This window comes from Rubrimonas sp. (assembly GCF_036788415.1).
Classification (GTDB): Bacteria; Pseudomonadota; Alphaproteobacteria; order Rhodobacterales; family Rhodobacteraceae; genus Rubrimonas.
Window position 1 is genome coordinate 1 of record NZ_DAIQNN010000101.1, and the last position, 8936, is coordinate 8936.

Consider the following 8936-nt stretch of genomic DNA (forward strand, 5'->3'; position numbering starts at 1 on the left):
TCGAAGTTCTTGTAGACGCGGTGGCCGAAGCCCATCAGGCGGAACGGGTCGTCCTTGTCCTTGGCGCGCTTGATGTATTCGGGGATGCGGTCGACCGTGCCGATCTCCCGCAGCATCTTGAGGCAGGCCTCGTTGGCGCCGCCATGCGCGGGCCCCCAAAGGCAAGCGACGCCCGCCGCGATGCAGGCGAAGGGATTGGCCTCGGACGAGCCCGCCAGCCGTACTGTCGAGGTCGAGGCGTTCTGCTCGTGATCGGCATGCAGCGTGAAGATGCGGTCCATCGCCCGGCTGAGGATCGGGTCGACCACATACTCCTCGCACGGCGTCGCAAAGCACATGTGCAGGAAGTTCGCCGCGTAGTCGAGTTCGTTGCGCGGATAGATGAAGGGTTGACCGGTCGAATACTTGAAGGCCCAGGAGCAGATCGTCGGCAGCTTGGCGATCATCCGCACCGAGGCGACTTCGCGCTGCCACGGATCGGTGATGTCGGTGCTGTCATGGTAGAAGGCCGACATCGCGCCGACCACGCCGCAGACCACCGCCATCGGATGGGCGTCGCGCCGGAAGCCGCGGAAGAAGTTCACCATCTGCTCGTGCAGCATGGTGTGGCGGGTGACGCGGTTCTCGAAATCCTCGAGCTGCGACGCTGTCGGCAGTTCTCCGTAGAGCAGCAGGTAGCAGACTTCGAGATAATGGCTCTTCTCGGCCAGCTGGTCGATCGGATAGCCGCGATAGAGCAGCTCGCCCTTGTCGCCGTCGATATAGGTGATCGCCGAGGAGCAGGCCGCCGTCGAGGTGAAGCCGGGATCGTAGGTGAACATGCCGGTCGCCGCGTAGAGCTTGCGGATGTCGACCACATCCGGCCCCACCGATCCGGAAATCACCGGGAGATCGACGGTCTTGTCGCCATATGTCAGCGTCGCGAAACGGTTCTGAGCGCCGTCAGCCATGCGCAACCCCCTGTTGTCGGGCCGCGTTGGCGCGGCCGGTGTCATGGGCCTCGCAAGATGGCGCGAGGCGGAACGTCAGCTCGCCTGATCGGCGATGCGCGCCAGCGTCTCGGAGGGGCCGAGCGTCTCCATGACCTCGAAAACCCCGGGAGAGACGGCGCGGCCGGTCAGCGCCGCCCGGAGCGGCTGCGCGACTTTCCCGAGCTTCATGTCGCGAGCTTCGGCGAAGTTGCGCACAACCTCTTCGAGTGCTGCGCTGCGCCAATCGCTAGCATCGCGCAGGACAGGGGTCAATTTGGCGAGGATGTCGCGGGCCGGGGCGTCGAGCAGCTTCGCCGCCTTCTCGTCGAAGTCGAGCGGCCGCTGCGCGAAAATATAGTAAGCGTTGTCAAGAAGTTCGATGAGCGTCTTGGCTCGGACTTTCAGGCCGGGCATCGCCTGGAGCAGCGTCGCCCGCGTCGCTTCGTCCAGTTGCGGCTTTTGCTGCGCCGCAAGAAGGGCGTCGATCTCGGCGAGCAGCGCGGAGTCGTCGGCGTCGCGCATGTGCCGGCCGTTGAGATCGGCGAGCTTGGCGAAATCGAAGCGCGCGGGGGCCCGCCCGACGCCGGACAGGTCGAACCATTCCGTCGCCTGTTCGGTCGAGAAATACTCGTCGTCGCCATGCCCCCAGCCGAGCCGCGCGAGATAGTTGCGCATCGCCGCCGGCAGATAGCCCATGTCGCGATAGGCCTCGACGCCGAGCGCGCCGTGGCGCTTGCTGAGCTTCGCGCCGTCCGGCCCGTGGATCAGCGGGATATGCGCGAAGACCGGCGTCTCCCAGCCCATCGCGGCGTAGATCAGGCTCTGGCGCGCGGCGTTGGTCAGGTGGTCGTCGCCGCGGATGACATGCGTCACGCCCATGTCCTGGTCGTCCACCACCACGGCGTGCATGTAGGTCGGCGCGCCGTCGGAGCGAACGAGGATCAGGTCGTCGAGCTGGTCGTTGGACCAGCGCACCGTCCCCTGCACGGCGTCCTCCACGGTCGTCTCGCCGTCGCGCGGGGCCTTGAGGCGGATGACGAAGGGCGCGCCTTCGGGGGCGTCGGCGGGGTCGCGGTCGCGCCACGGGCTGTCGAAGCGCTGCGGGCGCTTCTCGGCGACGGCCTGGGCGCGGGCGGCGTCGACCTCCTCCTTGGTGGCGTAGCAGCGATAGGCGCCGCCGCGCGCGATCATCGCGTCGGCGACTTCGCGATGGCGCTCGGCGCGCGCGAACTGGCTGATCGCCTCGCCGTCCCAGTCGAGCCCCAGCCAGCGCAGCCCGGCGAAGATCGCCTCGGTGGCCTCGGGGGTCGAGCGGGCGCGGTCGGTGTCCTCGATGCGCAGCAGGAACTTGCCGCCGCGCCCCCGGGCGTAGAGCCAGTTGAAGAGCGCGGTGCGCGCGCCGCCGATGTGCAGATAGCCAGTCGGCGACGGGGCGAAGCGGGTGACGATGCGGTCGGTCTGGGTCATGGTGGCGCGCGGTCCGGATGCGAGGGCGTCGGCCGCAGCCGGCGCGGCGCATGCGCTGGGCTTATGACGAAGCGGGGCGGGGAGAACAAGCCGGTTGCGCGACGGGCTCGGGGAGGCGCCGGGGACGATGGCGACGCGCGCGGCGCTGTGGGCGCCCGATCCGCGCCGCGCCGCGCTCTGGGCCCCGGTGGCCTTCGGGGCGGGCGTCCAGGCCTATTTCCTGATGACCGTCGAGCCGCCGCTCTGGAGTCTCGCCGCATCGGTCGGACTCGCTGTGGCGCTGTTCTGGACGGCGGCGCGGGCCGGGCTGGCGCTTCGCGTGGCCACTGTCGGGTTCGCGCTGGCGGCGCTCGGCTTCGGGGCGGCGACGCTGCGGGCGCATATGGTCGCAGCGCCGGTGCTGTCCGCCGAGATCGAGGCGGTGGTCGAAGGGCGGATCGCCGCCGTCGACCAGTCGCGCGCCGGGCTGCCCCGCCTGCTTCTCGAGGAGGTCCGCATCTACGGCCTCGCCGCCGAGGCGACGCCGGCGCGGGTGCGCGTCGCGTTGCGATCGGCGCGCTATGCGGAGGGGTTTCGCCCCGGCGACCGCGTCTCGACGCGCGCGCGGCTGGGGCCTCCGGGCGGGCCGGTCGAGCCGCGCGCGTTCGACTTCCGCCGCGCCGCATGGTTCGACCGGCTCGGCGCGGTGGGCCTCGCGAGCGGCCCGCCGGCGCTGATCGCGCGGGCCGAGGGGCCCACATTGGCGGGCCTGCGCTTCGACCTCGGCGCGGCGCTGCGGGCGCGGCTGCCGGGCGAGGCGGGGGCTTTCGCGGCGGCGCTGGCGGTCGGGGATCGCTCCGGCCTGCCGCCCGACGCGCTCGAGGCGCTGCGGACGGCCAATCTGGCGCATCTGCTGGCGATCTCGGGGCTGCATATGAGCATCGTCTGCGGTCTCGCGTTCTTCACGCTGAGGCTGGGGCTCGCAGCGGCCCCCGGCGTGGCGCTGCGGGCGCCGATCAAGAAGATCGCGGCCGTCGGGGCGCTGGCGGCGGGGGCCGGGTATCTCGCGCTGTCGGGGGCCTCGGTGGCGACCGAGCGCGCCTTCGTCATGGTCGCCGTCGCGCTCGTCGCGGTGCTGGCGGACCGGCCGGCGGTCAGCCTCCGGGCGCTGGCGCTGGCGGCGCTGCTGGTGCTCGCGCGCGCGCCGGAGAGCCTCGGCGAAGCGGGGTTCCAGATGTCCTTCGCCGCCACGCTGGCGCTGGTCGCGGTCTATGAGGGCGCGCGGACCCATGGGTGGTTCGCGCGGCGGCGCGGTCTTGCGCGGCGGATCGGGCTCTGGGCGGCGGCGCTCGTCCTCACGAGCGTCGTCGCCGGGGCGGCGACCGCGCCCTTCGCCGCCTATCACTTCAACCGCGTGTCGCAGCTGGGGCTCGCCGCCAATCTGGCGGCGACCCCGTTTCTCGGGCTCGTCGTGGCGCCGGCGTTGTGCGCGGCGGCGGTGGCGGCGCCGTTCGGGCTCGAAGGCGCGCCGCTGCGGGCCGCCGGGATCGGGATCGAATGGATGCTCGGCGTGGCGCGGTGGATCGCGGACATTCCCGGGGCCGCCCGTCCCGTCGCAGCGGCCCCGGCGGCGACGCTGTGGCTGGTCGTGCTCGGCGGGCTGGTCCTGTGTCTGTCGCGACCACGAGTGTTTCGGGCGGCGGGCGCCGCCACCGTCGGCGCGGGGCTCGCGCTCTGGCTCGCCGCGGGGCCGCGGCCCGATGCGCTGATCGCGCCCGGCGGGGCCCCTGTCGGGGTTGCTACCGCCACGGGGCGGGCGCTGGCGGGCGCTGAGAGGAGCGTCTTCGCCGCCGAGACCTGGCTGCGCCGCGACGGCGACGCTGCGACGTGGCGCGAAGGCGCGGCGCGTCCGGGCTTCGCGGCGGAGGGCGCATGGCGGCGCGCCGCGCTGCGCGACGGCACGACGCTGCATCTGAATCTCGGCCGCCGCCCGGACGCGCGCGGCGCCGTCGCGCGGTGCGCCGGCGGCGGGGTCGTGATCACCCCGGATTTCGACTGGCGCGTCCCCGATGAGGACGGCGCGCCGGCCTGTGTCGCGCTCACCCGCGCGCGCCTGGCCGAGACGGGTGCGCTGGCCCTTCGCGTCGACCGCTCTGGCCTGCGCCTCGCACGCGCCGATGCAGCCGACCGTCTCTGGTCGGGCGCGGCGCGCTAGAGCGGAGACCGACCCGAAAGAAACATGTCCCAGGTAGGGAGCGTTCTTTTCTTGAACGGAAAAATCTGGTCAATCGAGTCCCTTGGGTCGGCTTGCGCCCCAAGGTGGTCAGGCGTAGCTCCGGATCAGCCCGACGAGCTTGCCCTGGATGCGCACCTGATCGGCGCCGAGGATGCGCGCCTCATAGGCCGGATTCGCCGCCTCGAGCGCGATGCGGCCGCCGCTGTGGTGCTTGAGGCGCTTGAGCGTCGCCTCGTGCCCGTCGACCAGCGCCACCACGATCTCGCCGCTGCTCGCGGTGTTCTGGCGGCGGATCACGACGATGTCGCCGTCGAGAATTCCCGCATCGATCATCGAGTCGCCGCGCACCTCCAGGGCGAAATGCTCGGCGCCGGCGCCGAGCATCGTCGAGGGCGCGGCGATCATGCGGTCGGCGTGCTGCAGCGCCTCGATGGGCGCGCCGGCGGCGATCCGCCCGAGGATGGGAATGTTGCGCGTCGCCTCCTCCCGCGCGTCGAGGCGCAACTCGGCGCGCGCTTCAGCTCGCGCCTCGTGGCGGCTTCCGCCGCGCGCGCCCGCGCCCTCGATCACCGAGGGTGTGAAGCCGCCGCGACGCGGACGCTCGCCGCCGCCCATCCCGCCGCTCATGTTCTCGGGCAGGCGGATCACTTCGATGGCGCGGGCGCGATGAGCGAGGCGGCGGATGAAGCCGCGCTCCTCCAGCGCCGTTATCAGCCGGTGGATCCCGGATTTCGAGCGCAGGTCCAGCGCCTCCTTCATCTCGTCGAAGGAGGGCGACACGCCGTCGCGCAAAGTGCGGTGATGGATGAAAGTGAGAAGTTCGTATTGTTTCCGGGTCAGCATGGCGGACGGCTCCGTCGCTGGAACAAATCACCTAGTCGTTCTATGATCGTTCCCGTTTCGTGTCAAGCGTCGAGCGCGATCACGTCGATCATGGTTCCCGCGCGCATCGCGGGCGCATGCGGCGGCTGCACCATCAGGCAGTCCGCGGCGCTCAGCCGGCTCAGCATCGAGCTGTCCTGCGCGTCGAAGGGGACGACGCGGGGGGCGTCCTCGCCGGGCGAGAGCGTCGCGCGCATGTAGTGCTCGCGCGGGCCTCCGGGATCGAGATCGTGGACGAGGCGGGCGCGGCTGCGCGGCAGCGGACCCGCTTGCAGACCCAGCAGCGCGTCGAGGGCGGGACGCAGGAACACATGGCCGCAGACCAGCGCCGAGACCGGATTGCCCGGCAGTCCGATCATCGGCGCGCCGCGCACGCGGCCGGCCATCAGCGGCTTTCCCGGGCGCATCGCGACCTTGTAGAAGTCGAGTTGCTCGTCGCCCAGAGCGTCGCGCACGAGGTCGTGGTCGCCGACCGAGGCGCCGCCGAGCGTCACGATCAGATCGGCGCCGCGCGCGGCGTCGAGCGCCGCGTCGAGGCTCGCGCGCGTGTCGCGCGCGATCGGCGCCAGAACCGGATCGGCGCCGAACCCGCGCAGCATCGCTGCGAGGCCGAAATTGTTGGAGGAGACGATCTGGTCGGGGCCCGGCGTCTCGCCGGGGTTCACAAGCTCGTCCCCCGTCGGGATCAGCGCGATCCGCGCCCGCTTGCGCACCGAGACCTGCGTAACGTTCATCGCGGCGAGCAGCGCCACGTCGCCCGCACGCAGGCGACGGCGCGGGAACAGCTCCTCGCCGGCGCGGAAGTCGAGCCCGAGCGGGCGCACGAACTCGCCCGCCCGCGGCGGCTGGAGCACGCGCACGGCGTCGCCCTCGCGCGCGGCGTTCTCCTGGATCAGGATCGCGTCGGCCCCCGGCGGCAGCGGCGCGCCGGTGAAGATGCGCACCGCCTCGCCCGGCTTCATAACGCCCTCGAAACGCCGGCCCGCCTGCGACTCGCCGACGACGCGCAAGGCGGCGCCCTCGGCGGCGTCTTCGGCGCGCAAAGCGTAGCCGTCCATCGCGGTCGTGTCGAAAGGCGGCTGGTCGCGCCGGGCGGCTGCGGGCGCGGCCATGACGCGCCCCCCCGCCTCGGCGAGCGGGACCGTTTCGACCCCGACCGGCGCCATGAGCGCGAGGATGCGCGCGAGCGCCTCGGCGACGGTGAGCATCATCGGCGTGGTCATTGCGCCTCGAAACGCCCTGTGCGCCCGCCATCCTTGAAGGCGAGGCGGATGTCGGTCAGCCGCATTCCCTTGTCCACGGCCTTGACCATGTCGTAGACGGTCAGCGCCGCGACCGAGACCGCCGTAAGCGCCTCCATCTCGACGCCGGTGCGCCCCGTCACTTTCACCGTCGCCTCGATCTCGACGCGGCTGCGGGCGGCGTCGCAGCTCAGCTCCACAGCCACTTTGGCGAGGGCCAAAGGGTGGCAGAGCGGGATCAGATCGGCGGTCCGCTTGGCGGCCATGATGCCGGCGAGCCGGGCGACCGCCAGCACGTCGCCCTTCTTCGCGCGCCCCTCGGCGATCAGCGCCAGCGTCTCGGGCCGCATCTCGACGGCGCCGCGCGCGACCGCGACGCGCTCGGTGACGTCCTTGTCGGAGACGTCCACCATCTGCGCGTCGCCCTTGGCGTCGAAATGGGTGAGGCCGGTCATGCGGCGTCTCCGATGGCGGGGCGGGCGAGGATCGCGCGGGTGGCGGCGGCGACGTCGTCCGCCCGCATCAGGCTCTCGCCGATCAGGAAGCTGCGCGCGCCGGCGCGGGCGAGGCGGGCGAGGTCGGCGGGCGCTGCGAGCCCCGATTCGGCGACCAGCAGCGCGCCTCCGGGGGCCAGCGGGGCGAGGCGCTCGGTGAGGGCGAGGTCGGTCTCGAAAGTCCGCAGGTTGCGGTTGTTGACGCCGACGAGCGTCGCGCCGAGCGCCGCGGCGCGCGCCATCTCCGCCGCGTCATGCGTCTCCCACAGAACGTTCATGCCCCATGCGGCGGCGGCGTCCGCCAGTTCGCGCGCCAGCGCGTCGTCCACGGCGGCGAGGATGATCAGGATGCAGTCCGCGCCCCAGGCGCGCGCCTCGGCGACCTGATAGGGATCGAACAGGAAGTCCTTGCGCAGGGCGGGAAGCGAGACGGCGGCGCGCGCGGCGGTCAGGAATTCGGGCGCGCCCTGAAATGACGGGCCGTCGGTGAGAACGCTGAGACAGGCGGCGCCCCCGGCCTCATAGGCGCGCGCCAGCGCCTCGGGGTCGAAATCGGCGCGGATCAGGCCCCTGGAGGGGCTCGCGCGCTTGATCTCGGCGATCAGCCCGTAGCGGCCCGCCTGCTCCTGCGCGCGCAGGGCGGCGGCGAAGGGGCGGACCGGCGGGGCGTCGGCGGCGCGCGCGGCGATCTCGGCCTGCGGGGTTGCGGCCTTGGCGGCGGCGATCTCGGCGCGTTTGTAGGTCTCGATGCGGGTCAGGATGTCGCTCATGCGCCGTTGCTAGACGATTTCCGCGGCTGGGCAAATCCCCGCGCGCCGGGCGCACGGCGAGGCCCGCGGCCCGCCGGGCCGTTGACGCCTTCAGAGACCCGCCTGATCATGCGCGGGCCGGGCGATGCGCGAGGAGGCCAGCATGACCCACATCTTCGGCCGCTCGACCCGCGGCGCCCCGCCCGTCGCCGTCCGCGGCGACGGCTGCTACATCGTCGACGCCGCCGGCAAGCGCTATCTCGACGGCTCGGGCGGTGCGGCGGTCTCCTGCCTCGGCCACTCCGACGCGGGCGTGCGCGCCGCGATCCACGCCCAGATCGACGCGCTCGCCTTCGCCCATACCGGCTTCTTCACCTCCGAGCCCGCCGAACGACTTGCGGACATGCTGATCGCCCGCGCGCCCGACGGGCTCGACCGGGCGTATCTGGTGTCGGGCGGCTCGGAGGCGGTGGAGGCCGCGCTCAAGCTCGCGCGGCAGTATTTCGTGGAGATCGGCCAGCCGCAGCGCGCTCGGGTGATCGCCCGCCGCCAGAGCTATCACGGCAACACGCTCGGCGCGCTGGCGGCGGGCGGCAACGCATGGCGGCGCGCGCAATTCGCGCCGCTGCTGGTCGAGACCTCCCACGTCGCGCCCTGCTACGAATACCGCGACCGCGCCGAGGACGAGACGCCCGAGGCCTATGGTCTGCGCGTCGCAGGCGAGTTGGACGCCGAGATCGAGCGGCTCGGCCCGGAGACGGTGCTGGCCTTCATCGCCGAACCGGTCGTGGGCGCCACTGCCGGCGCCGTGCCCCCCGTTCCCGGCTATTTCAAGCGCATCCGCGAGATCTGCGACCGACATGGCGTGCTGCTGATCCTCGACGAGGTGATGTGCGGCATGGGGCGGACAGGCACGC

The 8936-nt window shown here is 72.3% G+C and carries 8 protein-coding genes; 2 read left to right on the forward strand and 6 right to left on the reverse strand.

The window, feature by feature from the left end; translation table 11 throughout:
• Positions 1-950, reverse strand: a 950-nt coding sequence (gltA, locus tag V7Q31_RS15615) for a citrate synthase (protein WP_333834787.1), incomplete at its 3' end; no start/stop codon positions are given.
• Between the two features lie 75 nt (positions 951-1025).
• Positions 1026-2438 carry a glutamate--tRNA ligase gene (gene gltX / locus V7Q31_RS15620; protein WP_333834788.1) on the reverse strand — a complete coding sequence of 471 codons (1413 nt, stop codon included), beginning with the start codon at positions 2436-2438 and terminating at the stop codon, positions 1026-1028.
• Between the two features lie 94 nt (positions 2439-2532).
• On the opposite strand from gltX, the gene V7Q31_RS15625 reads away from it, so the two are divergent.
• The gene (locus V7Q31_RS15625) at positions 2533-4632 is read left to right on the forward strand and encodes a ComEC/Rec2 family competence protein (RefSeq protein WP_333834789.1); all 2100 of its coding nucleotides are present in this window, start codon (positions 2533-2535) and stop codon (positions 4630-4632) included.
• A gap of 108 nt (positions 4633-4740) precedes the next feature.
• Here V7Q31_RS15625 and lexA read toward each other — a convergent pair whose 3' ends face one another.
• The 4 genes from lexA to trpC form a co-directional block, all read right to left on the reverse strand.
• Complete coding sequence (lexA, locus tag V7Q31_RS15630) at positions 4741-5496, reverse strand: transcriptional repressor LexA (protein WP_333834790.1); 756 nt, start codon at positions 5494-5496, stop codon at positions 4741-4743.
• Between the two features lie 62 nt (positions 5497-5558).
• The gene (locus V7Q31_RS15635; protein ID WP_333834794.1) at positions 5559-6743 is read right to left on the reverse strand and encodes a molybdopterin molybdotransferase MoeA; all 1185 of its coding nucleotides are present in this window, start codon (positions 6741-6743) and stop codon (positions 5559-5561) included.
• Positions 6744-6754: 11 nt separating this feature from the next.
• Positions 6755-7231, reverse strand: coding sequence for a cyclic pyranopterin monophosphate synthase MoaC (gene moaC, locus V7Q31_RS15640; RefSeq protein ID WP_333834791.1), 477 nt, complete (start codon positions 7229-7231; stop codon positions 6755-6757).
• Entirely contained in the window at positions 7228-8040 is an 813-nt protein-coding gene (gene trpC, locus V7Q31_RS15645; RefSeq protein ID WP_333834792.1) for an indole-3-glycerol phosphate synthase TrpC, read from the reverse strand. Before trpC ends, moaC begins: the two co-directional genes overlap by 4 nt.
• A 142-nt stretch (positions 8041-8182) precedes the next feature.
• On the opposite strand from trpC, the gene V7Q31_RS15650 reads away from it, so the two are divergent.
• A partial coding sequence (locus V7Q31_RS15650) for an aminotransferase class III-fold pyridoxal phosphate-dependent enzyme (protein ID WP_333834793.1) occupies positions 8183-8936 on the forward strand: 754 nt, incomplete at its 3' end.

Coding starts and splice junctions, on each gene's coding strand:
- gltX (WP_333834788.1), bottom strand. CDS start 2,438: ATGACCCAGACCGACCGCATCGTCACCCGCTTCGCCCCGTCGCCGACT.
- lexA (WP_333834790.1), bottom strand. CDS start 5,496: ATGCTGACCCGGAAACAATACGAACTTCTCACTTTCATCCATCACCGC.
- V7Q31_RS15635 (WP_333834794.1), bottom strand. CDS start 6,743: ATGCTCACCGTCGCCGAGGCGCTCGCGCGCATCCTCGCGCTCATGGCG.
- moaC (WP_333834791.1), bottom strand. CDS start 7,231: ATGACCGGCCTCACCCATTTCGACGCCAAGGGCGACGCGCAGATGGTG.
- trpC (WP_333834792.1), bottom strand. CDS start 8,040: ATGAGCGACATCCTGACCCGCATCGAGACCTACAAACGCGCCGAGATC.